The 25,798-nt window shown below is 69.1% G+C and carries 24 protein-coding genes; 12 read left to right on the plus strand and 12 right to left on the minus strand.

Annotated features, from left to right (window positions below):
• The first annotated feature begins 51 nt into the window (after positions 1–51).
• Entirely contained in the window at positions 52–1,275 is a 1,224-nt protein-coding gene (locus tag H0524_RS17960; protein WP_180199695.1) for an acyl-CoA dehydrogenase family protein, read from the plus strand.
• Positions 1,276–1,330: 55 nt separating this feature from the next.
• On the plus strand, positions 1,331–2,140 hold the full coding sequence (locus tag H0524_RS17965; protein WP_180199696.1) for an SDR family oxidoreductase: 810 nt from the start codon (positions 1,331–1,333) through the stop codon (positions 2,138–2,140).
• 108 nt (positions 2,141–2,248) lie between these two features.
• Here the strand turns inward: H0524_RS17965 and H0524_RS17970 are convergent, their stop codons facing one another.
• Positions 2,249–2,596, minus strand: coding sequence for a VOC family protein (locus H0524_RS17970; RefSeq protein ID WP_180199697.1), 348 nt, complete (start codon positions 2,594–2,596; stop codon positions 2,249–2,251).
• Between the two features lie 149 nt (positions 2,597–2,745).
• Between H0524_RS17970 and H0524_RS17975 the strand changes: the two genes are divergently transcribed.
• Positions 2,746–4,212, plus strand: coding sequence for an aldehyde dehydrogenase family protein (locus H0524_RS17975; RefSeq protein ID WP_180199698.1), 1,467 nt, complete (start codon positions 2,746–2,748; stop codon positions 4,210–4,212).
• Positions 4,213–4,279: 67 nt separating this feature from the next.
• Here H0524_RS17975 and H0524_RS17980 read toward each other — a convergent pair whose 3' ends face one another.
• Both H0524_RS17980 and H0524_RS17985 read right to left on the minus strand, forming a co-directional pair.
• Complete coding sequence (locus H0524_RS17980) at positions 4,280–6,103, minus strand: ABC transporter ATP-binding protein (RefSeq protein ID WP_180199699.1); 1,824 nt, start codon at positions 6,101–6,103, stop codon at positions 4,280–4,282.
• Positions 6,100–7,896 (minus strand): ABC transporter ATP-binding protein, encoded by a 1,797-nt coding sequence (locus H0524_RS17985; RefSeq protein ID WP_180199700.1) that lies wholly within the window; start codon positions 7,894–7,896, stop codon positions 6,100–6,102. Before H0524_RS17985 ends, H0524_RS17980 begins: the two co-directional genes overlap by 4 nt.
• A gap of 1,073 nt (positions 7,897–8,969) precedes the next feature.
• Here H0524_RS17985 and H0524_RS17990 point away from each other — a divergent pair.
• Together H0524_RS17990 and H0524_RS17995 are read left to right on the plus strand one after the other, a co-directional pair.
• Positions 8,970–9,413, plus strand: a complete 444-nt coding sequence (locus tag H0524_RS17990; protein ID WP_180199701.1) for a hypothetical protein — start codon at positions 8,970–8,972, stop codon at positions 9,411–9,413.
• A 251-nt stretch (positions 9,414–9,664) separates the two neighbouring features.
• Complete coding sequence (locus tag H0524_RS17995; RefSeq protein ID WP_180199702.1) at positions 9,665–10,273, plus strand: nucleotidyltransferase domain-containing protein; 609 nt, start codon at positions 9,665–9,667, stop codon at positions 10,271–10,273.
• Here H0524_RS17995 and H0524_RS18000 read toward each other — a convergent pair.
• Positions 10,270–10,602 (minus strand): hypothetical protein, encoded by a 333-nt coding sequence (locus tag H0524_RS18000; RefSeq protein ID WP_180199649.1) that lies wholly within the window; start codon positions 10,600–10,602, stop codon positions 10,270–10,272. The genes H0524_RS17995 and H0524_RS18000 overlap by 4 nt on opposite strands.
• Positions 10,603–10,776: 174 nt before the next feature.
• Positions 10,777–12,927, minus strand: coding sequence for an MMPL family transporter (locus H0524_RS18005; protein WP_180199709.1), 2,151 nt, complete (start codon positions 12,925–12,927; stop codon positions 10,777–10,779).
• 302 nt (positions 12,928–13,229) lie between these two features.
• Here H0524_RS18005 and H0524_RS18010 point away from each other — a divergent pair, with 302 nt between their 5' ends.
• The gene (locus H0524_RS18010) at positions 13,230–13,652 is read left to right on the plus strand and encodes a hypothetical protein (protein ID WP_180199703.1); all 423 of its coding nucleotides are present in this window, start codon (positions 13,230–13,232) and stop codon (positions 13,650–13,652) included.
• Positions 13,653–13,894: 242 nt separating this feature from the next.
• On the opposite strand, the gene H0524_RS25455 is transcribed toward H0524_RS18010, so the two are convergent.
• Positions 13,895–14,500 carry a DUF1731 domain-containing protein gene (locus tag H0524_RS25455; protein WP_309225149.1) on the minus strand — a complete coding sequence of 202 codons (606 nt, stop codon included), beginning with the start codon at positions 14,498–14,500 and terminating at the stop codon, positions 13,895–13,897.
• Between the two features lie 15 nt (positions 14,501–14,515).
• Between H0524_RS25455 and H0524_RS25005 the strand changes: the two genes are divergently transcribed.
• Both H0524_RS25005 and H0524_RS18025 read left to right on the plus strand, forming a co-directional pair.
• Positions 14,516–15,292 carry a class I SAM-dependent methyltransferase gene (locus H0524_RS25005; protein ID WP_309225150.1) on the plus strand — a complete coding sequence of 259 codons (777 nt, stop codon included), beginning with the start codon at positions 14,516–14,518 and terminating at the stop codon, positions 15,290–15,292.
• A complete protein-coding gene (locus H0524_RS18025) occupies positions 15,289–15,585 on the plus strand; it encodes a hypothetical protein (RefSeq protein ID WP_018218312.1) in 297 nt (98 codons plus the stop codon). Before H0524_RS25005 ends, H0524_RS18025 begins: the two co-directional genes overlap by 4 nt.
• A 30-nt stretch (positions 15,586–15,615) precedes the next feature.
• Here the strand turns inward: H0524_RS18025 and H0524_RS18030 are convergent, their stop codons facing one another.
• The 3 genes from H0524_RS18030 to H0524_RS18040 all read right to left on the minus strand — a co-directional run bounded on the left by H0524_RS18030 (position 15,616) and on the right by H0524_RS18040 (position 19,512).
• Positions 15,616–16,248: a DUF3995 domain-containing protein gene (locus H0524_RS18030; RefSeq protein ID WP_223874122.1), complete on the minus strand. Its 633-nt coding sequence runs from the start codon at positions 16,246–16,248 to the stop codon at positions 15,616–15,618.
• 42 nt (positions 16,249–16,290) lie between these two features.
• Entirely contained in the window at positions 16,291–19,224 is a 2,934-nt protein-coding gene (locus tag H0524_RS25460; protein ID WP_309225151.1) for a S41 family peptidase, read from the minus strand.
• Positions 19,225–19,389: 165 nt separating this feature from the next.
• On the minus strand, positions 19,390–19,512 hold the full coding sequence (locus tag H0524_RS18040) for a hypothetical protein (protein WP_255436040.1): 123 nt from the start codon (positions 19,510–19,512) through the stop codon (positions 19,390–19,392).
• A gap of 7 nt (positions 19,513–19,519) precedes the next feature.
• On the opposite strand from H0524_RS18040, the gene H0524_RS18045 reads away from it, so the two are divergent.
• The 3 genes from H0524_RS18045 to H0524_RS18055 all read left to right on the plus strand — a co-directional run bounded on the left by H0524_RS18045 (position 19,520) and on the right by H0524_RS18055 (position 22,235).
• Positions 19,520–20,551 carry an MFS transporter gene (locus tag H0524_RS18045; RefSeq protein WP_255436042.1) on the plus strand — a complete coding sequence of 344 codons (1,032 nt, stop codon included), beginning with the start codon at positions 19,520–19,522 and terminating at the stop codon, positions 20,549–20,551.
• A 79-nt stretch (positions 20,552–20,630) separates the two neighbouring features.
• On the plus strand, positions 20,631–21,542 hold the full coding sequence (locus H0524_RS18050; RefSeq protein ID WP_180199704.1) for an NADP-dependent oxidoreductase: 912 nt from the start codon (positions 20,631–20,633) through the stop codon (positions 21,540–21,542).
• A gap of 30 nt (positions 21,543–21,572) precedes the next feature.
• The gene (locus H0524_RS18055; protein WP_180199705.1) at positions 21,573–22,235 is read left to right on the plus strand and encodes a DsbA family oxidoreductase; all 663 of its coding nucleotides are present in this window, start codon (positions 21,573–21,575) and stop codon (positions 22,233–22,235) included.
• Between the two features lie 142 nt (positions 22,236–22,377).
• Here H0524_RS18055 and H0524_RS25010 read toward each other — a convergent pair whose 3' ends face one another.
• Positions 22,378–22,566, minus strand: coding sequence for a hypothetical protein (locus tag H0524_RS25010; protein ID WP_255436043.1), 189 nt, complete (start codon positions 22,564–22,566; stop codon positions 22,378–22,380).
• A gap of 152 nt (positions 22,567–22,718) precedes the next feature.
• On the minus strand, positions 22,719–22,910 hold the full coding sequence (locus H0524_RS25015) for an ATP-binding cassette domain-containing protein (RefSeq protein ID WP_255436044.1): 192 nt from the start codon (positions 22,908–22,910) through the stop codon (positions 22,719–22,721).
• Positions 22,911–23,392: 482 nt separating this feature from the next.
• Here H0524_RS25015 and H0524_RS18065 point away from each other — a divergent pair, with 482 nt between their 5' ends.
• Entirely contained in the window at positions 23,393–24,583 is a 1,191-nt protein-coding gene (locus H0524_RS18065) for an MFS transporter (protein ID WP_309225152.1), read from the plus strand.
• Positions 24,584–24,840: 257 nt separating this feature from the next.
• Here the strand turns inward: H0524_RS18065 and H0524_RS18070 are convergent, their stop codons facing one another.
• Positions 24,841–25,545 carry a hypothetical protein gene (locus H0524_RS18070; protein WP_180199706.1) on the minus strand — a complete coding sequence of 235 codons (705 nt, stop codon included), beginning with the start codon at positions 25,543–25,545 and terminating at the stop codon, positions 24,841–24,843.
• Between the last annotated feature and the right edge of the window lie 253 nt (positions 25,546–25,798).

The raw sequence follows: 25,798 nt of genomic DNA on the forward strand, positions 1-25,798 counted from the left end.
GATGCGTGTGGCATGTGCTGTCTCGTCACACGCTAACCCGTCGAAGTCGACATGGACAGCACCAGACGGCGGGAGATACGGTCCGCACACCCGACACACTACACTGAGGAGAAGGACGTGAACCCAACGCTGGTACGGGTACGCGAGCTGGCGACCCACGTGACGAAGCGGGCGGAGGAGATCGAGCAGCAACGCGGGTTGCCGGACGACCTCGTCGACGACCTCCGCGACGCAGGGTGCTTCCGGATGTTCGCACCGGCCAGCCACGGCGGTGACCAGTTGGACCTGCCGGACGTGCTGGCCGTGTTGGAGGAGCTGGCCCGGGCCGACGCCGCCACCGCCTGGACCGTCGGCCAGGTGGCGCTGTCGCACCTGATCGTCCGGTGTGGCCCGACCGAGGCGGTGGAGGACGTGTTCGGCGGCGGCCCCGACACGCTGGTCGCCGGGGCAGTGGCGCCGAAGGGCCGAGCCCGCCAGACCGACACCGGGTGGCGGGTCACCGGTCAGTGGCCGTTCGTCACCGGTTGCCCACGGGCGTCCTGGTTCTACCTGAGCTGCGTGGTGGTCACCGGACGAAGCGTGCCGGTCGGGGAGGACGGCGTACCGGCCACTCGCATCCTGTACGTGCCCGCGCGGGACGTCCGAGTGATGGACACCTGGCGGGTGCTGGGTCTACGTGGGACCGCCAGCCACGACGTAGCCGTCGAGAAAGCCCGGGTGCCCGCGCACCGCGCCGTCGTCGCCGAGAGTGGGCAGGGCGGTGCGGCGGTACACCGGATCGCCGAGTCGAGCCTGATCATCGGTTCGATCGCCGTCGGGTTGGCCGACGGCGCACTGGCAGATCTCGTCCAGGTGGCAGCCGGTGGCAAACGACCGGCACTGAGCCCCCGGCGGCTCGCCTCCGCACCGGTCTTTCAGGACCGGCTCGGTGAGGCGCAGACCGTGCTACGCGCGGCCCGGGCCCTGCTGTACGCCGAGGCGGCCGAGGCGCAGGCCACGGCGGGAACCTCGACAGCGCTCCACCGGGCCCGCCTACGGGCGACCGCTGCCCAGGTGACCAGCCTGGCCGGCCAGGTGGTCGATACCGCGCACAAGCTGGCCGGTGGCACCGCCATCTACGAGGCCTCGCCGCTGCAACGACGGCTACGCGACCTACACACGGCTACCCAGCACTTCGTGGCCGGTCGTGACTCGTACGCCACGCTCGGGGCACTGGCCGTCGGCGCGGAAGCCGGGCGCGATCCACGCGGCACCGCGCTCTCCGGGACGGGGTAGGCAGCAGCGTGTTCGACATCGTACCGTGTGAAGTATCTTGCCTCTGGAGGTTGTCATGAGTGAGCTGTTCTCGGTAGCGGGAAAGACCGCCCTCGTCACGGGCGGCACCCAGGGGATCGGGAGAATGATCGCGCGGGGTTTCGCCTCGGCTGGGGTCCGGGTCTACCTCACCGCCCGAACCAAATCCGACTGTGCGGACGTCGCCCAGGAGCTCACCGCCGTCGGTGGCGAGTGCGTGGCGATCCCGGCTGACCTGTCCGAGGAACGGGAATGTGCCCGGCTGGCCCGCGAGATCGCCGAGCGTGAGGAGCGATTGCACATCCTGGTCAACAACGCGGGCACCGCGTGGACCGCCCCGGTCGACCAGTTCCCCGCCGCCGCCTGGGACAGCGTGCTGGACATCGGCCTGAAGGCGCCATTGTTCCTGGTACGCGAGCTGGCGCCGCTGTTGCGTGCAGCCGGCACCGCCGACGACCCGGCCCGGATCGTCAACATCGGCAGCGCCGACGCCCAGCGGGTGCCCGAGATGCCGACCTACTCGGCCGCCGCGGCGAAGGCGGCCATCCACCACATCACCCGGATGTTGGCCCACGATTTCGCTCCCACGGTGACCGCGAACGTGATCGCCCCCGGCAGCTTTCCCTCCCGGATGATGGCTGGTGTGCTCGAGGCCATCGGCGAGGAGATCGCCGCGGTCACGCCGTTGCAGCGCATCGGTCGGCCGGAGGACATCGTCGGCACGGTCATCTACCTGTGCAGCCGTGCCGGCTCCTACGTCACCGGCTCGGTGGTCACGGTCGACGGTGGTCTCTCCACCGCACGAACCGGGTACGTGCCGGGCCGGTTCCTCACCGACGAGCAGTGACCCCGCCGACGTCCGGGAGTGCACCGACACTGCGTGGGCCGCACCCGGCGGCTTCCGGGCCCGGCGGATTCCGGGCCCGGCGGCCTCCGGACGCGGCCCACGCGCGGTTCAGGAGGTGGCTTTCGGGGGTAGGTGCAGCCCGAAGGGAAGACCCTGGTTGTCCCGACACTCGACGAAGGCACCCCACTGTTCGGTCGGGGGGCGCATCGGCTCCACCTCACCGCCCAACTCCACCACCCGCTTCATGGCGGCCTCGATGTCGTCGACGGCGAAGTAGAGGTAGTGCTGCGGCGGGCCCGCGTCGCGATGCATGCCACCGGGCACAGCGCTTCCGGTGTCGATCGAACCACCATGCTCCTGCGCCTGCACCTTCCACCCGAACAACTCGGTGAAGAACGCGCTGGCCACCGCCACGTCCGGCGTTCCGAACTCGAAGTACGACAGATGTCCTGCCACGACCGACCTCCTCCAGTCATCGATCCGGCGAATCGTCACCACCCGACCGGGCGGGCTCGCTAACACAACAAACTACACTAGGATCCAACCCAACATGCTCAACTGACCTGACGCCACTCACTGGCGTACCGAGCAGAAGAGGTCCCGCCGTGCCCGTCACCGCCGCCCCGACCGACCTGATCCCGGACACCAGCCTCCTCATCGGGGAGACCCGGTTGACCGACCCCACCGGGGGCGTACACCAACACGTATACGCCGGCGACGGCCGCCCCACCGCCGAGGTACCGCTGGGCGGCGCCGCCGAGATGGACACGGCGGTCCGCACCGCCCGGGCCGTCCAGGCTGCCTGGGCCGCGACCCGGGGCAATGTCCGGCGGGACCTTCTGCTGCGCCTGGCCGACCTGGTCGAGCGGGACGCGGCGGATCTGGCCGGGTTGCAGACCCTGGAGAACGGTTGCCCCCGGCAGTTCGCCTCCGCCATGCCCGGTGTCGCGATCGAACACCTGCGCTACCACGCCGGCTGGGCAGACAAGATCGGCGGGCAGGTGGTGCCGACCTGGCCCGTACGGGCCGTCGACTACACCCTTGACGAGCCGTACGGTGTGGTGGCATTGATCATCCCGTGGAACGGCCCGCTGGTCTCCGTGGCCCAGATGCTCGCGCCCGTCCTCGCCGCCGGCAACGTCGTCGTGCTCAAGCCAGCGGAGCTCGCGCCGTTCACCGCGCTGCGGATCGGGGAACTGGCGCTCGAGGCCGGGTTCCCGCCCGGTGTGGTGAATGTCGTGCCCGGCGCGGCGGTCGGCGGTGAGGCGCTCGTCCGGCACCCCGAAATCGGGAAGGTGCACTTCACCGGTGGCGGGAGCACCGCACGCAAGATTCTCGCAGCGGCGGCCGAACACCTGGTCCCGGTCGGTCTGGAACTCGGCGGCAAGTCCGCACACGTCGTCTTCGGCGACGCCGACATCCGGATGGCGGCCCGACTGGCGATGAGCGGTGTGGTGGCGCTCAGCGGGCAGGGCTGCGCCAACGGCACGCGCGTGCTCGTCCACTCCTCGGTCTACGACGAGATGCTGCGCACGGTGACCGCCCGGCTGGCCCGGGTCCCGGTCGGCGACCCCGCCCAGGAACGCACCATGATGGGCCCGGTGGTGAGCGACAGCGCCTGCCAACGCATCCTCGGGGTCGTGGAGCGGGCCCGCGGAGCCCGGCACGGTCGCCTGGTGTCCGGCGGCGAACGGATCGGGGGTGACCTCGCTGCCGGCTACTTCATCGGACCAACAGTCTTCGCCGATGTCGACCCAGCCAGCGAACTCGCCCAGGAGGAGATCTTCGGGCCGGTGCTGGCGTTCACCCCCTTCGACAGCGAGGAGGAGGCCCTCCGGCTGGCCAATGGCACCCGCTACGGACTCGGGGCGTACCTACACACCACCGACCTACGGACCGCACACCGGGTGAGCCGGGCCGTCGCTGCCGGCAGCGTCTGGGTCAACGGCGTCCCCGGGGTGCTACCGTCGGCGCCCTTCGGCGGCGTTCGGCAGAGCGGCTGGGGTCGGATCGGAGGCGAGGCCGGCGTGCGGGAGTTCCTCCGCCCGAAGAACGTGTGGATCGCCAGCTGAGCAGACCGCCGCCCCGATCGGGCGGTTCACCGACCCGGGAAGGGTCACGCGGGACATGCCGACGGACTCACAGCTGCCACGACCGGGCAGTCTCCTGCTCAGCCCACATCCGCGCGTAGCGGCCCTGCCGGGCCAGCAGTTCGTCGTGTCGGCCGGCCTCGACAACCGCCCCGTCGTCGAGCACCACGATCCGGTCAGCGTGCCGGACGGTACCCAGTCGGTGCGCCACGACCAGCACCGTTCGGTCCCGGATCAGGTCGGAGAGCGCCTGCTGCACATGCCGCTCGTTGGTGGCGTCCATCGCCGCCGTCGGCTCGTCGAGCAGCACGATCGGAGCGTCCTTCACAATCGCACGCGCCAGCGACACACGCTGTCGCTCGCCGCCGGAAATGGTGGCACCCCCTTCCCCGACCACAGCGTCACCGCCCTCGGGCAGTCGCGCCACGATCTCGTCCACCCTGGCCCGCGTGGCGGCCCGCCGCACCTCCTCGTCGGTGGCTTCCGGCCGGCCGAAGCGAATGTTGTCCCACACCGACTCGCTGAACAGGTAGCTGTCCTGGAACACCACCGTCACCGCGTCGAACAGGCTCCGGTCGTCCAACTCGAGGAGGTCCACGCCGCCCACCCGCACGGTGCCGGAATCGGGTACGAAGAACCGGGTCAGCAGGTGCAGACAGGTGCTCTTACCCGCTCCGCTGCTGCCGACCAGCGCGGTCACCGTACCGGCTGGCGCGGTGAAGGTGACGTCTCGCAGCGCCGGCCGCGTGGCACCTGGGTAGGTGTAGCTCACCGACTCGAAGGCCACGTCGTGCCCCTGCGGCCGCAGGCCCGACCGGACCTCAGGGGGCAGGGGTTCGGCGAGCAGCGCGCCAAGCCGGTCGAGGGCCGCCTCACCGACCCGCAGGCTCTCGGTCTGCTCGCCCATCGCCCGCAGCGGACCATGGACCCGCAGCGACAGTACCGCGAAGACGAGGAAGGTGGCCGGCGCCAGGTCACCACCGATCAGCAGGAACGCGCCGACCAGCAGGACCACCGGCAGGCCCAGCTCGATCACCGTCAGGAAGAGCACCAGCGGAACCACCAGGCGGCTGACCAGACCGATGCTGGCGTCACGGTGTCGTAGCAGGGCACGGGCCAGGCGGTCCGCCCGGTCGCCGGTGGCGCCGTGGGAGCGGGCGACGGCGATCCCGGAGACGTACTCCTGGAAGCGCGCCGCGGCCTGGCCACCGGCCCGGGCGCGCTCGGCCGCCAGCCGCGCGAAGGTGCGTTGCGACCACACGTACACCAGCATCGCCAGCGGAACCGTGCCCAACGCGGCCAGCCCCATCTGCCAGTCCACCAACAGCAGACCCACGGCGATCACGACCGGCAGCAGGGCCGCACCGATGATGGTGGGGATCGCGCCGAACACCACCGGCTCCAGTTCACTGAGGTGATGCGTGACGAGTGCGGTGAGGTCACCGCTCTGCCGGCTGGTGTGGTACCCGAGCGGCAGCCGCCGCAGGTGCTGCAACGCCCGCAGGCGCATCTCACCGAGCAGTTCGAAGGAGGCGACCCAGCTCTGCCGCTGGGCGACCAGGTCGAAACCGAACTGACCAAGCACCGCGGCGACGATGCCGACGGTCCACCAGAGGACTTCCCCCTGGCTGATCGCGGGCCCGCCCAGGTTCGCCTCCCGCAGCCGCTGCAGAACCACCACCAGCAGCCACACCGGCACGGCGGTGCAGACAGCCGCTGCCATCCGGGCGGCGATCCCCCAGAGCTGCTGGCGACGCAGCTGTGGGTCGGAGAGCTCCCACAGCCGCCGAATCAGGGCGACGGTGCGCCCGGCCACCGGGCGGGTGGCCGGCGACCCCACGGGAGCGGTCGAGGGCGAGGGCGTGGTCGTCATCGGCTCGCTCCGCTCCGCGTGTCGGTGGCGCCCAGGCTCCACTGGGCGCTGGTGGTCGCGTCCTCCCACAGCCCGGCGTACGTTCCACCGGCACGCAGCAGATCCTCGTGGCGTCCGCTTTCGACCACCTGCCCGTCGGCCATCACCACGATCCGGCCGGCGTTCCGGACGGTGGTCAGTCGGTGAGCGATGACCAGCACGGTACGCCCGGCGGCGAGACTGGCCACCGCCTGCTGGATCAACACCTCGTTCTCGGGATCGGTGGACGCGGTCGCCTCGTCCAGCACCACCACCGGTGCATCCTTGAGCAGGGCGCGGGCGATGGAGATGCGCTGCCGTTCACCACCGGAGAGGGTCGCGCCCCGCTCACCGACGATGGTGTCGTATCCCTGTGGCAGGGCGAGGATGAAATCGTGGCAACGGGCTGCGCGGGCCGCGCGGTACACCAACTCGTCGTCCACATCGGGCTGGCCCAACGTCAGGTTGGCCCGAATGGTGTCGTGGAACAGGAACGGATCCTGAAAGACCACCGCGACGGTGTCCATGAGCTGGTCGACCGCCAACTCTCGAACGTCGACGCCGGCTACCTTGACCGTACCGGCACTGACGTCGAAGAACCGGGCTACCAGCCGCGCGATGGTCGTCTTGCCCGAACCGCTCGGACCGACGATCGCGGTGACCTCGCCCGCCTCGGCACGCAGCGTAACCCCCTGGAGCACCGTACGGTCCGGCTGATAGCCGAACGTCACGTCGGTCAGCTCGACCGCGGCCGGACCGAGCGGTACCCGCTGGTGGGTATCCGGCAAGGCTGGGGCATCCAACAGCGCGGCGATCTCGTCCGCGCCGAAGCGGACCTGCCGAAGTTGGGAGCTGTACCCGGTCAGTTTGGTCAGCGGGGCTGTGTAGCCGAGCGACAGCAGCAGGAAGAGCAGCAGGGTGGGCAGGTCCACCGCGCCGTCCCGGTAGAGCCACAGCCCTACCGGGACAACGACGACCACGTTCGCGGCCATCGCCGTGAAGTACGCCGCGCCTCCCGGCAGGAAGGCAGTGCCCCAGCGGGTTTCCGCCGCGACGTAGCGGCGCACTGCGCCCGTGGCTCGGGCCACCGTGTCGGACTGCCGGTTGAACACCTTGACGGTCTTGATGCCGTGCAGGAACTCGGTGATGGCCTGGTTCATCGCCATGCCCGCGCCGTGCCACTGCGCGACCCAGGTTCCGGAGCCCCGGGTGGCGTGCCGCAGACCGAGCAGGGCCAGTGGAACGACCGCGACAGCGGCCAGCGCCAGACGCCAGTCGATGACGAAGAGCCACACGGTGGTGGCCGCGACCACGCTCAGGCTGGCGACTGCGTCGGGGAGCATGTGCGCGACGAAGACCTCGATCCGCTCCACGTCCTCCATCGCCAACTTACCGATCGTGCCGCTCCCCCGCCGACTCACCTCGCCGAGCGGCAGCACGGCGAGCCGGTTGGCGATGCGCCTGCGCAGCCGGTAGAGCAGCCAGTAGGCGCACAGGTGACTGATCGCCAACGCTGCGCCCATCAGCGTGGTACCCGCGGCGATGGCGACCAACGCGACGAGCGCGTAGCGGGTCAGGGCACCACCATCCGGATCCACCTCGGTGACCAGCTCGACCGCGACCCGGTAGGCCATCAGATAGGGCACGAGCTGACAGGCCACCGCCGCTACGGCGAGCAGCACCGCCGCCAGGAGCCGCCGGCGTTCCTGACGGATCAGGTGCCGGAGCAGCCGCCAACCACGTTGCTCGGTGTCGGTCACCTTCTCGGCGGCCATCAGTCACCTCGTCTCCGCCGCGCCTGCCGTACGACCAGGCCGGACGGCCGGTCAACACCCGCCGGAGCCCAGCAAACGGAATAGTAGTCTTTGCCGATACCCCAGGGAACAGTTGTGTCGGGTCTGTCGTGTGTAGCGTGGCTTTCCTTGCCGAAAGCCAGACGTCAGCCCGCACCCGACACCACGGCCACCATGTCGTCGATGCGATCCCGGCTCCCCCGGCGAATGCTCTCTTCACCGTGGACGTGATCGGCCGTAGCCGTGCCCAGGCCATGGCGGTCCAGAGTGGCCGGCGCATATGGCTGACGCAGCACCGTTAATACGAAGGATTCCCTGACAGGGAAGACATTTGACGTTCCTCATCGAACGTGGCGCGCGTACGCGCCAAAGGCAGGTCAAAGACAGCAGGCCTATCCGCACCAGGGCGAAGGCAGTCTTCGGTCTACGCACAAAGGAGGAACATTCCGGTAACAGTAGCAGCACCCACGGGGTCGGCCCCGACGACGGGGTGGCCGACCGCCTGAGCAGCGGGAGTTCGCTGACATCAGCATCGTCCGCGTGCCAGTCCGACCCCCGATCCAGCAGCCTCACAGCAACGTCCGTACCCGATTGGCACTTTCCTCCCCTATCACCGGCGAGAACACCGCCAATGGTCTCCGGAGTGCTGGGCAGGCGGCTCCCGGAAGCCTAAATAGCAATTCGCCGTACCACGCCTGGAGTATGTCACCAGCAGTGCGCCCGCCTGCCGTCCGCTATGCAGTGAACTCCCTGCATTTTGCGTCTGCCCGGACGCCACGGAGGTCGCGAGCACCGGGGAGGGTGCCAGGTCGACGTCAGGCGGAGTGCGGATAGCGAGTACGAAATTAGGATGGGCGGATAGCACCTGACGAGAACTTTGTCGAGTTGTCGACAAAGCCTGGCTATGGCAACCTTGGTTCTAGGCTTATCGATCACTATTAGCAATGGCCGGGTAGGCGTGTCACTCTCACCTTCCGGCGCCAGTAATGGAAGCGGTGGCCGGTCGAGGTGCACGAGGCCCGGGTCGCCGACATCATCAAGGCCGAGGAGTCGTCATGAATGTCGCTGCCATTGTCGGCGGAGTGCTCGCGCTGTTCGTCATCGTGGGGGCACTGCTCTACCTGAGCCAACGGCGGGGCGCCCCGCAGGCCCTCGGTCGGTCACTGCGGCTGGTCGCCCTGGGGTTGACCCTGGGAATCGTCGTCGCCCTGCTGCCCGACACCGTGTCCGACAACGGCTCCGCCACCGGCTACCTGCTGGGTGTACCGGTGGTCGCGGCCCTGCTGCCCCTCGCCGCCGACCTGACCGGCCGCGCCGTCGGCGCCACGACGGCGCTGTGCGCGCTGGTGATGCTGGCCTGGGGCCTGCTCCTGGGTCTCGGCGACGGGGTCTACGTCGTAGTCCCGGCGCTCGTCCTCGGCGCGGCGGCGATCGCATCGATCACCTCGCGGCGTGGGCTGCCCGTCCGCGAGCGCGGCGATCGTCCGGTCGACGCCTGACGGTCCCGACGACACGTGTTGTGTGCTCAGTTGAACGAGATCCGCAGCAGGGTGGTGAAGCGCTCGGCATACGCCCGTACGCCGGCCGCCATCGCGCGCTCGTGCTGCGCGTACACCTCCTCGCCCACTGCTCGTCGGTGACGTCACTGGGGGTATGGCTTTCGATGACCCATGACCGGCCTAACGCTGCTCCCGCCCGACGGTCACGACCGAGATTCACATTCCAGCTCCCCCACCATAGACTCGCCGTCGTGAACCATCCCGATGTCGACGCATGGGCGGCGTGGCATCCGCGCCACATTGCCGAACGCCTCCGCGACCTGCGAGTTCCCTGGTACATCGCGGCCGGCTGGGCGGTAGATCTATTCCGCGGCCAGCAGACCCGCGCCCATGAGGACCTGGAGATCGCCGTGCCGGCAGCGCATTTCGCTCTGCTGCCGCCGCTGTTCCCCGAGCTTGATTTCTGGGTGCCGGCGGGCGAGGGCGTACTGGCGCCGATGACGCCCGAGGCATTAGCTGGCGACTCTCACCAGACGTGGGCATGGGACCCGACGGCGGGCAGGTGGCGCTTCGACGTCTTTCGCGAGCCGCACGACGGGGACGTCTGGATCTGCCGCCGCGACGAGCAGCGGATCCGCCGACCGTATAGCGAGATTATCCGACATACAGACGATGGAATCCCGTACCTGGCTATCGAAGCCGTACTGCTGTTCAAGGCAAAGCACACACGGGACAAGGACGAGGCTGATTTCACCGGCGCACTTCCGCTGCTGTCGCGGGCGGAACGCGGCTGGCTGGATGCGACCCTCGGCCTGGTCCATCCAGATCATCCGTGGCGTGCCCAGCTGCGGTCGCATTAGGCGTGTTTCGGGTGGCCTCGACGTAGCGACGTCAGAAAGGAGCCGCCACCGCCGCATGGGCGCTCGCGCAACACGCCGATCACGACCCGGCCTTCCAACGCCGCTGCATGCGCCTGCTCGACCAGGAAATAGCCGACGGGGACGTCGAGCCGTCCCACCTGGCTTGCCTCACTGACCAGCGGATACCGCCGACCCCGCGGATCCCGCAGGTCGTCCACCGCTTCCAACGCGACGAACAGGCTCAGTCGATCACCGTCGGTGACCGTGGTCAGGCACGGCATACCCGGGGGTCGCTGCGGCAGCACGATCTCGGTCAGTGACGATGACATCAGCGGGTGCGGTCCTATTCTCGATCACGGTTGTCTTCGCAAACGCCATGATCACCGACGGCCAGACCTGTCCTACGTAGACCCCACGGGCAACAGGGCCACCCGAACTCCAGTTCAAGCACCCCTCAACCGACTACGCAACAGCCTGGCCGCGACCCCGGCCGACCACGACAGCTATTCGGACTCACCGGCAACAGGGACGGACCTGCCTGGCTGGACCTCGCGGGCGTCTTGCCGTGTGCGGCCGTCAACATCGGAGTCACTGATGCCGATCCTGCGGTGCAGAGCACGCAAGGGCCTGGGAGCCCACCAGTTGAACCGACCGGCCAGTCGCATGAAGGCGGGCACGAGTGCCCCCCGGACCAGGAACGCATCCATGAGGATCGCCAACGCCAGACCGACACCGATAGCCTTCAGATAGAAGATGCCGGAGATAGTGAACCCGAGGAAGACCACGGCCATGAGGATCGCGGCTGCGGTCACCAGACGGCCAGTCCGTTCCAGTCCACGGGCCACGGCGAGGGTGTTGTCGCCGGTGCGATCGTACTCCTCCTTGATCCTGGAAAGAATGAACACCTCATAGTCCATGGACAGACCGAACGCGATGCAGAAGAGCAGGATCGGCACCGTCCAGGTGATGGTGCCCGTGGCCTCGAACTCGCCGACGATCCCCTCGAGGTGACCGTCCTGAAAACCCCAGACGAGTGCGCCGAAGGTAGCGCTGAGACTCAGGCAGTTGAGCACAATGGCCTTGAGCGGAATCACCACGCTGCCGGTGAAGAGGTAGAGCACCACGAGCGAGCTGGCTGCGATGAGCGCCAGTGCCAGCGGCATCCGGGAATACAGGGAGTCGAGCGAGTCGACCAGTTCGGCCGCTGGTCCGCTCACTTGCGCCTCGTATGGCGCGGGCAGTGACCGGATTTGTTTGACCAGTTGCTCACCCTCGGTCGACCTGCTGTCCACCGACGGCGTGACGGCCAGGTATACGCTGCTGTCGGTCGCGAAGCGCGTCGCCTGGACGGTCGCCTCGGTTATCCGCGTACCGTCCACGAAGCTCCCGGTCACCGTGTCGACACGGGCCACGTCGGGCAGCTGCGACACGCTCGTGGCATAGCTGGTCACTGCGGATGCGCGATTGGCACTCGCGGGGGCGTCGGGCAGCACCACGTTGAGTGGCTGTGAATCCATCGATGAGAAGTCCTCGCGCAGGGTTGCCCCGACCTGGCTCGCGCTGGCGTCCTGGGGCAGAACCCGCTCGTCGGCCAACCCCATCCGCAGCCCGAGGAACGGGGCACCGAGGAAGAGCATCACGACGATGACAACAGCGGCCACCGGGATGGGAAACCGCATTACCGACGTAGCCAGTCGATGCCAGAAGCCCTGCTCGGAATCCGGTTCGCTGCGACGCGGGAAGATCTGGAACTTGTCCACGCGGGGGCCCAGCACGGCCAGCAACGCCGGCAGGGTCGTGATGGTGATCAGCGCTGCGATCAATGCCGTCGGGATGCCGGCGTAGGCGAAGGAGCGTAGGAAGGCGAACGGGAAGATCAGCAGTGCGCTCAGCGAAAGGGCGACGGTGATCGCGGAGAACGCCACGGTGCGTCCCGCACTGGCCAGCGTCGCCGAAATGGCCCGGTCCATCGCCGCACCCTGACGTAGCTCCTCGCGGTAGCGGGTGAGGATGAACAGGCTGTAGTCGATCGCCAGCCCCAGGCCCAGGCCGGTCGCGACGTTGGTGGCCAGCACCGAGACATCGGTGAACGTGGTCAACAGTCGGATCACCAGCAGCACCGACACGATGGTCAGGACGCTCACCAGCAGTGGAAGGAAAGCCGCCACGAGGCCCCGGAACACGAAGATGAGAATGACAAAGACGATCGGGAAGGTGATTGCTTCAATCTTGATCAGGTCGCGCTCGGTGTTCTCGATGATCTCACGGTTCGCCTCGGCGGCGCCGCCGAGTTGCACCCGAAGCCCGTCCACCTCGCCGCTGTAGCGCTCGCCCAGCGCCTCCATCCGACTGTCAACCTCGTCCTCGTCGCCCTCGATCCGGGCCAGAACGAGGGCTTGGTCGCCGTCCTTACTGCGCAGGGCGGCAGGGCGTTGCTGCGTCCAGTAGGACGTCGCCTCGGCGACGCCCGGCTCAGCCGCCAACCGGCTGGTCAGCTCCGTGCCGGCCCGCGTCGCAGCGGAATCGTCCACGCCCTGGTCGGCAGCGACGAGCAGGATCAGGTTGGGTGCGCCGGTGCCGAACTCCCGCTGGATGAACTCGCTCGCGCGCGCAGACTCCGTCCAGGAGTCGGTGAAGCCGCCGGTGGAAAGCATCGGAATTACTCCGCCACCGACGGCACCAGCGACCACGAACAAAGCGGCCGATATGTAGAGAACGGCCTTCCTCTTGCTGTAAGCGAGTGCGGCCAGCGTTCTCATCCTCACCACCTTCCCGGTCTTACGTGAAGATTCCGCGAACATCGAGCCCCGCACCGGGCAGCGCGTATCCCATCGACCGTCGAGCCATCGGCAGCATATGATGTCTGACATCTGCGGGACAACGCGACACCCGTCGCCGCGGCGGTGGTCGACGGCACCGCTGGAGCCAGGACGACAACGACAGCGGAGGAACGGGGATGTCTCAGCAAGCCGTTACGCGCAACCGCTGGTCGCTCACCGTCTCGGACAATCGCTGGTTGTTCGCAGCCTTCCTGCTCACGTTGGCGGTGAGCGCCGCGCTGCTGTTCCTACCGTTGGCCGAGCGCACCGGCGTCGGCACGTCCATGGAGGCAGGCCAGCCCGCCGGGACCGTGGAAACCACGGACCGAGAGAGCCTGCTAGAGGCCGCCGGTTGGGGTGCGGCCGCCGCCCTGCTCCTGATCCCGGTGGCGGTGGCCGCTGCCGCGCTGGTCACGCCAAGGCGCGCGCGGCGGCCGGTGGCGATCGCCTCGGCCTCGGTGCTCGGCATCAGTGTCATCCTCGGTGCGGCCTCGGTGGGCCTCTTCTATCTGCCCAGCGCGATCCTGTTGGTGATTGGTGCAACTCGACAGCGCGACTGAGGCATCATGTCGGCGCTATCGGACTCTTCCCTTTGCCAACCTCGTTGAGCGCTGGCGCGCGGTCCGCTATCACCTGCGGCGACCTACGGCGCGCGGCGCCACGCCGTGAAGGACCCGCCGGCCGAACGGGCCGCGGCGCGTCAGCGCCTCGCTGGGTGTTCGCGCATCGAAGTCCTTGACCTCGGCCCCGTACGGTCGCGACCGCCGGTAGCCTCTCAGCCGGCGGGGGTGTCCTGGCCCAGTCACAGCAGCGCTCGCAGGCAGCCGTCGAGGGTCGGGTAGCGGAACTGAAACCCCGCTGACAGCAATCGCCGTGGCAGGACCTTCGCGCTCTGCAGCAGCAGCTCGTCGGCCACACCGGGCAGCGCGATCCGCGGCAACAGCGGGGGTACGGGAATGACCGGGCGCCGCATGATCCGCCCCAACGTCGCCGCGTACGCCGCATTCGTGATCGGGTTGGGGCTGGTGACGTTGAGCGGGCCGGCCAGCGCTGGAGTAGCGAGCGCGAACGTGATGGCGCGCGTGACGTCGTCGAGTGCCACCCAGCTTTGGTGACGCCGCCCGTACCCGAAGCGGACCACCGGCCCGACGAGCGCGGAGCGCCGCATGGCCACCAACATGCCGACGTCGCGGGCCTGGATGACCCCGAACCGGGTCTGCACCACCCGACAACCGTGCTCGGCGGCCCGCGCCGCAGCGGCCTCCCAGTCTTGGCAGAGCCGGGCCAGGAATCCGTCCCCCGGCTGACTCTCCTCGGTCAACTCTTCGTCCCCGCGATCGCCGTAGTAGCCGATCGCCGACGCGGTGATCAGGACCGGTGCCGACCGCGCCCCGGCGAGAGCCGCCACCAACAGGGTAAGGAGGTGGTTCTGTCTCCGTCATTCGGTGAGTACCCGGTCTACGACGAGCTTGCCTACTTCGGGATGACGATCGACCGGATTCGCAACCGTGCCTTCCGCCAGGCCCTCGCGCGGGTCGCTTCCGGCCGAAGGGTGCTCGACATCGGAACGGGTCAGGACCTGAACTGGGCTCGCTACGCCATCAGCCAGGGAGCGACGAGCGTTCTGGCGGTCGAAGGTCAGCGGAGTTCGCTGGCACTGGCCCGGGCGCGGCTGTCCCGTTTCGACAGGCGTGAGCTTGTCACACTTGTCGGCGGTTGGTCGACGGACCTCAGCTTCGAAGAGGCGCAGGCTGACGTCTGTGTCTCGGAGATCATTGGCACCATCGCCGGGTCGGAGGGCGCAGCCGTCGTCCTGGCCGACGCCAAGAACCGCCTCACCAAGTCCGGCGCGGACATGGTGCCGGCCCGGGCCGTGACCATGGCCGGCGCGACGTGCATTAGGGATCTGGCGCCTGCCCTGTCGTTCTCGCCATACGCCCTCCACTATCTCGACGAGCTCTTCCGCGTCAAGGGCGGCCCCTTCGACGTGCGCATGTGCGTCGAAGGGGCCGATCCACGGCACGTGCTGAGCACGTCCGCCATAGTGGAAGACCTCGACTTCTCGGTCGGCGCATCGGCTGAGGGGCGCGAGACCGGGGTGCTGGTGATGCGTCAGCCGGGGCGCGTTGACGGCTTGTTGCTGTGGATCCGGCTGTGGGGCCACCGGGAGGACGAGCCGGTCGACGCCCAGAGCAGGTGACGACTTTCGCCCCCGTCTACCTGCCGCTCTGGGACGAGCCGATCCAGGTCGAAGCAGGTGACGTGATGGAGGTCGAGTTCGTGCGCGCTCTCAGCGGTGACGGTGTCCACCCGGACTACTCCGCGGTGGTGCGCCTCACGACCAGCGAGGGTTGTGTCGAGGCGACGGCCTCGTCGCCCTACGAGCCAGCGGGTTTCCGGCAGGGCTGGTTCTACCGCGAGTTGTTCACCGCGCGGCGGCGATCCGTGCAGGGACCCGCCGACGTGGCGGCAGCGGCGGGCCAGACGCCGTAACCGCGTCCGCTCAGGGAGGCCACGGGCCCACTACTCGCTGCCGGATGCCAGCCAGGTGACGATGAACGGCGCGGCGGCAGCCACCAGACCACCGAGGAAGGCGACCACACCGGCGGCGACCCCGATCCGGCGTCGCCACGAGCGCCGATCCGAGGTCCACCGCAGGTACGCAAGCGCCGCGGCGCCGAATAGGACTCCTCCGAGTATGAACCAGGGACCCCAGAACATCGCGTACCAGCGGAGTTCGGTGGTCATCGTCTCGCCCTTGATCAGGGCGCTCAGTCCGAAGCCGACGAACGTGCCGCCGTGCGCCAGCAGCAGAGCGGAGGCACCCGAACTGGGTACGAGCAGCAGCCAGTTCGGCACCCGCCGCTTCGCCACCACCGGCACCCACTGCGGAAACACCACACCGAACGGACGCACGAGCGCCAGACCCAGCACAACGCCGAACAGTTCCAGCACCACTGTCATCCACAGAGCCGCGAAGAGCATCCGGTCGCCCTGCGCGTGCAGGTCCTTGATCCCCTCGGAGAGGGTGGCGAGTCCGACGCTTCCGCCGAGGGCCCAGTAGATGCCGCGGATGGCGAACAGCAGTGCCCAGGTCGCGGCGGCGTAACCCGCCCAGACCGATCTACGGCGAGTAGGAGCCTCAGTGTCAGCCATCAACTGAGTCATTGGCCAGGTACCTGCCTTTCGTCCGGGTTCTCATCCTCGTGGCTCTGGCGCCGGGGCAGAATGATCGATAGAAGCCGATGCGCTCGCCGTGATTCGATCACCGAGCATACGCGGGAAGTCACTCATCGTGGGTGCCGCGTCGATCCGCTTCGCTGCCAGCAGGGCGGCGACCTCCAACTGTGGGTCACGGCCTGCGGCGTGGTCGTCGGGGCTCACGTCCACCTCGACATCCGGTTCGCAGCCGTGGTTCTCGAGTCCCTTTTCGGTGTCGTCGAACACGAACCGGTACTCCGGCTGAGTGGTTACCGTGCCGTCGACGAGTCGATGCCTCGGTCGGATACCGGTGCCGCCGCCCCAGGTCCGCCGGCCCACCACGGTCCCGAGGCCCCGCGACCGGAAGACCTGGGCGAACGTCTCACCGTCGGATCCCGTTCGCTCGTTGATCAGGACGACCTGTGCGGTGGGGGCGGCCCGGTGCGGGTACCCCTGCGTCGCTCCCCGGCGCGCCAACCGGTAGCCGACGCGCCGCCGCGCCAACCGCTCGATGACGAGGTCGGCAGCGTGTCCACCACCATTGAATCGGGCATCGATCAGCAACGCCTCCCGCCGGGCTTCGACCAGTAGGCAACGCTGGAACTCGGCGAACCCTCGCGGACCCATGTCCGGCAGGTGCACGTAACCCACCCGACCGCCGGTCAGCCAATGCACCAGCTTCCGGTTGTCCTCCACCCATCCCCGGTAGCGCAACTGGCGGTCGTCGGCCAGGACAGGTGTCGTCACCGCACGAATCGCGCCATCCGGCTCGACGAGCTGCAGTCCGACGACCCCGTCGGCGCGGCCCACGAGCAGCTCCATCGGGCCGCCCGGACCGACCGGGCGAAGGTCGACGGCGGTGACCCGCTGGCCGGGTTCGACACCGAATGCGGGGCCGGCCGTACCAGGGACTCTCCACACCCGGCCGACGTACCAGTGGCCGTCGCGGCAGTCCCAGTCGATGCCGAGCCGGCCGTACCCGACGGTCGCGCCATGGTCGCCTCCGCGTTCGCCGGTGTGTGAGCTGGAGAGCTCGCCGTGCAGCTCACCGAGGACGTCGGACAGCTCCTCGCGGGTGGTCACCCGGTCAACCAGCGGGCGGTACCGGCGATACGCCGCCGGCCAGTCAACCCCGCCGAGTTCCGGCGACCAGTGGTACTCACGCTGCAAGGTCCAGGCCGACCGGAAGATCTGTCGCCATTCGGCGTACGGGTCCACGGTCACTTCGATGTCGTCGACGGTGACCCGGGCGGCAGGGCCGGGCTGGTCGAGCCGGATGCGGTCGAGCCGACCGCCCGTCCGCACGAGGGCGCCGGACAGGTCCGGCAGGCACTGCAACTCGGTCACCCGCCTCGCGAGCGGGGTGAGTCGCTGAGCCACGGCGTCGTAGCGGTAGAGATCGCCACCACGACCGGTGCCACCGCCGTCGGGCGCCTGAGATGGCCGTACGGGCCGGGCGGTGAGCAGCGCCCCGTCGGAGAGGCCGACCACCATCCCGTACCGGGCCGGTGGGACAGGCAGTGGGGTGACCCGGTCGAACAGGCCGTCCCGGTCGATCCGCACGACCGCGCCGACGTCGACCGTCTCCGGCTGGTCCTCGACCGCCAGTCGCACCGTGTAGGGACGGGACACGGCCGCGAAGGTGAGGTTCGGTTCGATCTCCCCGTAGACCGCGTCCAGGGCGCGAACGCCGATGAAGAACAGCTGCCGTCCGCTCGGATCGAAGCTGGGTGACCGGTCCCGGCTCAGCGGCTCGGTCACCGGGAAGGTCTCTCCGTCCGACAGCCGGCAGAAGCGGATGCAACTGGTGCTGTCGGTGTCCGGGAAGCTGTATGCGAGCAACGACGCCTCCGGCGACCAGGCGAGGTCGGAGATCTGGTCGTACGGACTCGTGTCCAGCAGGGTCGCCTGCGACCGCACCGCCCCGGTGGCGGGGTCGACGTCGATCCGGACGTCCATGAGCTGGTGCCGGTGATTTGCCACGGCGAGGCGACGCCCGCGGGGTGCCACGGCGAGTTCGGTGACCAGGCCGAGTGGCGGCAGGTCCAGGTCGAATGCGGGTGACCCGTCGACGGGGGCCAACGTCAACCGCTCGTCGGTGCCGCCGTCCCCGGTGGCCACGACCACCGCCGAGCCGTCCGCGAGCCACACCGGCCGGCGGTGCCGTCGGGTCCGTATGCCGTGCCGCCGATACGGACCACCCTCAACCGCCCTGGTCACCAACGCGCCCCGGACCGTCACGGCCAGCGTGTCGCCGGCTGGGCTGAGCGCAGCACCGTCGAGGGCCCGGGTCGCAGCTACCGCCCGTGGACCGCGCCGCCTGCCCCCGATCCGTACGTCGAGCCGTCGACCTTCGGCATCGTTGGGCTCCAGCAGGAACAGCTCCCCGCCGGACTGGTACACGAGCCGGCGTCCGTCGCTGTTCAGATGCCGTGCGCAGTACCGCCGATGCGCCGTGTGCCGTCGCAGGTCAGCACCGTCGAGATCGCAGGAATAGACGTTGCCGGTGCCATCGTGGTCGGAGAGGAAGAACAGGCGGCCGCCGACCAGGTGCGGCGCGGTCGGGTTGCCCATCGGTGTCGGTACCCGTACGAAGCGGCCATCCCCCGGATCCAACCACAGCTCTCCGGCCAGTCCGCCGCGGTAGCCCTTCCAGCCGGCCGGATCAACGCCGCCGCGGCCCAGCACGCGGGCAGCGCCGGGACCGAAGCTGAGCGAGGTGGCGGGGCCGTAGGGCAGACGACGGACGGCGCCGTCGTCGAGGTCTACCTGGTGGAGCCAGTCAACCTCGAACGGCCGGTCGACGCAGCCGGTGTAGACGATCCCGGCCCCGTCGGGAGTCCAGGTGACCGCCTGGCCCCCCTGCCCGTGGGCGAGCAGTTCGCGCCCCGCGCTGGTCAACGCCCGGACGGCCAGCGGTCCGTCACCCACGGCGTACGCGACTCTCCGCCCGTCGGGGGAGAGCTGGGGTGTGCCTACTGTCTCATCCTCGGTGAGTCGTTCGACTGTGTGCCCGCCGAGGTCGGTGCGCCAGAGCGCGTCGTCGCAGCGGAAAGACGACGGTCGTCCCCGCGATGGTGGGCAGGTGTGGATAACTCACCGGTGGCCGTCTGCCCCGTTGACCGGTGTGCTCGTCACCAGGGAGTCGGAACCCGGCTCTCTTCGCACGGCGGTCAGCGCGGCGGCGGCGGTACGCAGGATGCTGCCCAGGTCGGCCATCGCACCGATGCCGAGCCGCCCGGAGTGCACCGAGGTGCCGACCTGGGAGATTCCCGCGGCGCTCCGGCCGCGGGTGTTCGCCCTTCTCGCCGGCGCCTGGTTGGTGCCTTCCATCGTCGGCCCGGCATTCGCCGGCAGCATCGTGCAGCACGCCGGCTGGCGCTGGGTCTTCTTCGGCGTGGCACTGCTGGCGGTGCCGGCCGCCGCGCTGGTCCTGCCACGGGTACGGCGCCGCGGCGAGCCAGCCCGGCACGACCGTCCGGTGCCCACGTGGAGCCGCTTGTGGTGGGCGATCGGCGTCGCCGCTGCCGCGGTCCTGGTGCAGTACGGCGGCCAGCGTGAGGGACTCGTCGCGGTGCTGCTGATCGTCACCGGGACGGTCTGCCTCGTCGGATTCACGCCGCGCCTGCTGCCGCCGGGTACCTTCGCCGCTCGACCCGGCCTGCCCAGCGTCATCGCCCTACGCGGAGTTGCCGGTGCGGCGATGGCCGCCACCGAGATCTTCGTGCCGTTGCTGTTGGTGCGTGAGCGCGGTCTGACCCCCTCGGTGGTGGGCCTCATCCTGGCCACCGGTGCGATCGGCTGGTTCACCGGTTCGTGGGTGCAGGGCCGCACCGCGGACCGATGGCCACCCACCCGATGGCTGGTCACCGGAATGACGATCATGGTGCTGGGGGTCGCAGCGACCACGACGACCGTAGCTTCCGCCACCCCGATCGCCGTCTGTGTGACGGGCCTGGTGCTGCTCGGTGTCGGAATGGGCGTGATCTACCCGGTCCTGCCGGTGGTGACCCTGTCCCTGTCGGCTCCGCACGAGCAGGGCACCAACACCTCGGCTCTCCAGCTCAGCGAGTCGCTGTTCGTCACCGCGACACTCGCCTTCACCGGCGTGCTCTTCGCCGCCTGGCTGTCCCGTTCCGCGGGCACCGCCTATCTGGCTGGCTTCGTGCCGGCTCAGGCACTGGCGCTGCTCGGTGTGCTGGTTGCACGACGGACACGGCTGCCGGCCGGCGACCCGGCCACCTTCTCAGCACATTGACCTCAACCGCACTTGAGGTTGAAGGATCGAGGATCGGCGGATGCGCCGGCCGTTACTCGCAGTCGGAGAAGGGACTCTCATGAAGACAGCGGCTTTCCACTCCTTCGGTGGGCCGGAGATGCTGGAGGTGGTGGACGTGGCCACGCCCGAGGCAGGGCCCGGACAGGTGCGGGTGCGTGTCGCCGCCGCCGGTGTGCAGGCGTACGACTGTGCGGTGCGCGCCGGGTGGACGCCGCCCGGCGCGACGCTGACTTTTCCGCAGACCGTGGGAAATGACTTCGCCGGGGTCGTCGACCAGGTCGGCGCCGATGTCACCGGCATCGCCGTGGGGGATGAGGTGTTGGGCTGGGCGCTGCTGTCCTGCTACGCCGAGCAGCTCGTAGTCGCCGTAGACCAGATCGTGGCCAAGCCCACGGCGATGTCGTGGGACGCGGCCGGTGCGTTCTCGGCGTCCGCCCAGACCGCACACACGGCGTTGCAGGCGCTGAGGGTGGGTGCCGGCGACACGGTGCTGATCCACGCGGCGGCCGGCGGAGTCGGTACGGTGGCGGTCCAGCTCGCCCGGCTGTGGGGTGCCACTGTGGTCGGCACGGCCAGCCTGCGCAACCACGACTATCTTCGGTCACTGGGTGCCGTACCCACCGAGTATGGCCACGGGCTCGTCGAGCGGGTGCAGGCACTGGCTCCCGGCGGGGTCACGGCCGCTCTGGACGCCATCGGCGGTGCCGCCCTCGACGCCTCTGTGAAGCTGGTCGCCGACCCTGACCGGATCGGCACGCTCGTGGACTTCGACCGGGTGGAGCAGTTCGGCGTCCGGGCCATCTTCAGTCAACGCAGCCGTGACCGGCTCGCGGAGCTCGTGGCGTTGTACGACCGGGGTGAGCTTCGCATCGAGGTCTCCGGCCGCTATCTGCTGCACCGGGCGGCCGACGCCCACCGCGAGATGGAGAGTGGCCATGTCCGCGGCAAGATCGTCATCAATCCGAGCTGAACTCCCCAACCGCGACCCGGAGGCCGCCCCGTGCAGCTGGAGATCTTCTTCGACATCCTGTGTCCCTGGTGCTACATCGGCAAGCGCCGCCTCGATGCCGCCCTCGAGGGCTTCACGCATCGGAAGGAGACGCACGTTGTCTGGCGGAGTATGGAGCTGGCTCCCGACGAGGGGCGTGAACCCGGGCCCACCGCGGCGGAGGCGATGACCGAGTGGATGGACCCCGCCGCGGTGCAGGCGCGGATCGCGCTGATCCAGCGGGAGGGCGCCGCGGTCGGCCTCACACTGGACCTCACGAAGGCGCGCCCGGTGAGCACCTTCGACGCGCACCGATTGGTCCACCTCGCCGATCGCGGGGGCCGCGCAGACGCACTGCTGGAGCATTTGTACCGGGCCTACCACGTCGAGGGTCGTAACATCGCCGCCCCTGGGACGCTCACCGAGTTGGCCGATGCGGCCGGGCTGGACCACACGGAGGTAGGCACAGTGCTAAAGACGGATGCGTACGCCGGCCGGGTGGCCGGTGACCGGCAGCGGGCCGCGGCACTGGGCATCCGGGGCGTGCCGTCGTTGAGCATCGATGGCCGCCCTGCGTTCTCCGGGGTGCAACCGGTCGCGGCGCTACGCGCGGAGCTCGACGGGGCCCACCCGCCGGCGGCGGAAGGGACGCCCCGCGCGGTTGTGGAGGGCTGACCGTTCCGGCATCACGCCCGCACCGATGCCGGCGTGGTGCCGCGGAGGCGCGCCGGCCACGACCGTCGAGTCGGCCCCTCCTGCACGGCGCCCGGAGGCGCCGACCCGGTGCGACACCGCCGGGGCCCGGCGACCGGCCGCGTCACGCCCCGAGGTGACGACCATGCTCAATACCCGAGAGCAGTGCGGCGCCGGGAGCCCGGGTCCATGCCGGTGGTGGGCTCGTCGAGGAAGAGCAGCGGGCCCGGCCGAGCACGGCCAGTGCCAGCTCCAACCGCCGGCCCTCGCCCCCGGAGAGCTGCTCGACCGCCACGTTCAACCGGTCGCTCAACCAGTTCCAGCACCTCGTGGGTCGGGTGCGGCCGTCCGGTGAGCGACCGCCAGATCTCCACCGTCTCCCGTACGGTGAGTGAGCCGGTGAACCCGCCGTGCTGAAGCATCGCTCCAGTCCGAGGGCGCAGCGCGGCCCGGTCCTTGATCGAGTCAGCCCGAGCACCCGGACTCGGCCGATTGCAGCCCTTCCAGCACCTCGATGGTAGTTGTCTTGCCGGCGCCGTTGGTGCCGAGCAGAGCGAACAGCTCGCCCCGGGGAATCCGGAGTGACAGGCCCCGGACCGCCTCGAAATCACCGTAGCTGCGGCGCAGGCCGCCAACCTCAATCACGACGTCATCCATGGTTCCCAGGCTGCCGGTGGACGAGGACAGTTCCAAACCCCTCCGTATCATGACCTGACCGTGTCGTACGCATCGGTCAGCCATGCGTCGCGCACGCCTGACGCGGCTGGTGGCACCGGGCGGGTACCGCCACATGCCCTCCAGCGCCGTGGCCCGGGTGATCGGGTCGGCGTCCTCACCCGCCACCACAATCCGGACCGCTGCATCAGGTCATGCCGGTCCACCGTGCCTCCGTCCAGTGCGGCGCGTTCGACGATCCGCTCCGCCCCGGCCTTGATCAGCGCGGCATGACCGGCGACGCGGGGCGCGGCCCAGCTCAACAACGGGACAACTGGGTTGCCTACCTGGTACACGAATCTGAGAATGTCCTTTGTGCTCCACTGCAGAGAATTCTCAAGATTGCAGATGACGGTGATCTTTTCATGCTCGCCTCAAGCTGACGGCGGAGCCGACGAGCGCATCCCGGACCTGGTCGTGGTGCAGTGCTGCTGAGAAGGTCGCCCGGTGGGCGGAGGCCCACCGCGCGGGTTCGTCGGCTCGCCGTCCTGACCGGCACACACATCGTCAACGACTTTTACCAAGGGGCGACGAGCGCGATCATCGCGCTGCTCGCGGTACGCCACGGCTACAGCTACGTCGGGGTGACCGGGCTCCTGCTGGCCGTCACCGCGTCGTCTTCGATCGTGCAGCCCATCCTGGGATTTCTCGCGGACCGCCATCGGACGCCGTGGATGATGTCCGCTGGGGTACTGACCTCCGGTGTGGGATGTGCCCTGCTCGGCATTACGGAGGGTTACTGGCTGTCGTGTGCCGCCGCCGTCGTCGCCGGTCTCGGCATCGCCGCCTACCACCCGGAAAGCGCGCGGGCCGTCCGGGAGGTGGGGGGCGATTCCGCGACGGCGATGAGTTGGTTCGCCCTGGGCGGCAATGTCGGCTACACGCTCGGCCCGCTCGCGGCCTCGCCATTTCTCCTCTGGCTCGGTCTCGGCGCGAGCCCCTGGCTGGTCATACCAGCGGTCGGGGCGGCGATCGCGGGCGGCCTGGCGATGCGTCGTCGATCGGAGTGGGCGGACCGTGAGCGGGCCCGGTCCAACACGGCGTGGGCCCGGGACAACTGGCGCGCCTTCGGCTGGTTGACGTTGTCGATCTCGGCACGCTCCGCGGTGATCGTCGGAGTCGCCTCGTTCCTCCCGCTGCTATTCATCCGGGAGTTCGGGGTCACCCAGCAGATGGGCAGCAACTCGCTCGCGTTGTTCTTCGCGGCGGGCCTCATCGGCACGCTCGTCGGCGGCCACGTCGCCGACAGGTGGGGGGAAACCCTGCCCCTCTGGTTCGGGTACGCCGCCACTTCTACAGCCCTGGTGGTACTGGCAGTGGCGCCGCTTCCGTGGATCGCGTGGATGGCGGTCGCCCTGCTCGGTGTCGGTAGCTACCTGCCCTTCGGGGTGAACGTCACACTCGGCCAGCGCTACCTACCGGGGCGGGCGGCCACCGCCTCCGGCGTCACACTCGGTCTCGCGGTGTCGGTGGGAGGCTTTCTCGCCCCAGCCTTCGGGCTGATCGCCGACGGTGCCGGCCTCAACGCGGCACTGCTCACGTTGGCGATAATGCCGATCATCGCGATGGTCGCGGTCCACCGTCTCCCCGCAGTGTCGAACGACGCCGAAAAATAGCCGCCAGCCCGCCCGCGACTATCCGCCGGTACGGGCGCGGGCGCGGACCACCGTGCAAACGCATCAGGTCGGCCCGGGAACCGGCAGCTCCCGCTCCATGATTCCACCCAGCCAGCGCCCGGCGGGTGCTGGTGGCCCGGCCCGGCTACGACGGCACGCCGGCTGCGGCGGTGGCCCGACTGGCCGCTGGTGGTCAACCGGCCTATTGATCCAACCGGCCTCCGCTCCGCACGCTCGGCGGCCAATGAGGATGCCGCTCACGCGTCCAGCACGGTGAGCCACTCGGCGGTCCGGGGGCGGTAGCCATGTCGGTCCGCGAGTCCCCGCACGATCGATGGCACATGACCGGCACCGTAGACGACCCCGACGTCGATCCGTTCCGACGAACGGGTACGCACCAGCTCAGACAGCGCAGCAAGCAACCGGTCATCCCGATCGCCGCCGAACGTGCGCTCGAAATGCTCAGCGAACTCATCGTCTGAGTACCTCTCGTCCTTCGCGCTGGGCAGGTCGTTCAACTCGACCTCAGGCGAGAGCAGCCGCCGCGTGCCGCCGAAGAACTGGGCGACGACCACGATCGGAAGGGCACACCACATCAGAAGCCGGTATCGCTGCGGCATGGCCCGCCAACCCTGGGCGAACTCCGCCGTCGTCACGTCCGGGCTGATCAGCTCGACGCCGAGCGACCGGTACGCGATGTTGTCGACCACAAGTCCGGAACGTCTGTTGGCCGGTATGACCCGGTAGGTGAGCGTGATGGCCCATGTAAGTACCGAGCGCCCGCTGACGCCTTCGACGACGAGCAGGTCACACTGCCGGAGCCGCTGCGCCACCGCCGCGTAGAACTCCGGGCTCGCCACATGAAGCATGGGGAACAGCACGAACTGCAACTGGCTGCTGGGGCGCCGAAGGCGCAGCACCGCAGAGCGGGTCCCGATGATGCTGTGCTCGATGATCTGCATGCCCGCCCACCTAGCGTCTGCCGGCGCTGAGCTTCACTTCACAAGGTAGGTACGGAGCGCAAGCCGGACGCGCGCACATCGCCAGATCCGTGCGCCTGATCTTGGACGACGCGTGGACCGACCTTCGCTAGCGCCTAGACGATCTATTCCAAGGGGTACGGGGACAGCGAAGAGAGGCGAGGGCGTCCATGATCGACGTTGCTGAGCAACAATGACCATGGAGGCCACGTGCACGTCGATCGGGACACCCTCG

It is taken from the genome of Salinispora sp. H7-4 (assembly GCF_013416675.1).
Taxonomy (GTDB): Bacteria; Actinomycetota; Actinomycetes; order Mycobacteriales; family Micromonosporaceae; genus Micromonospora; species Micromonospora vitiensis.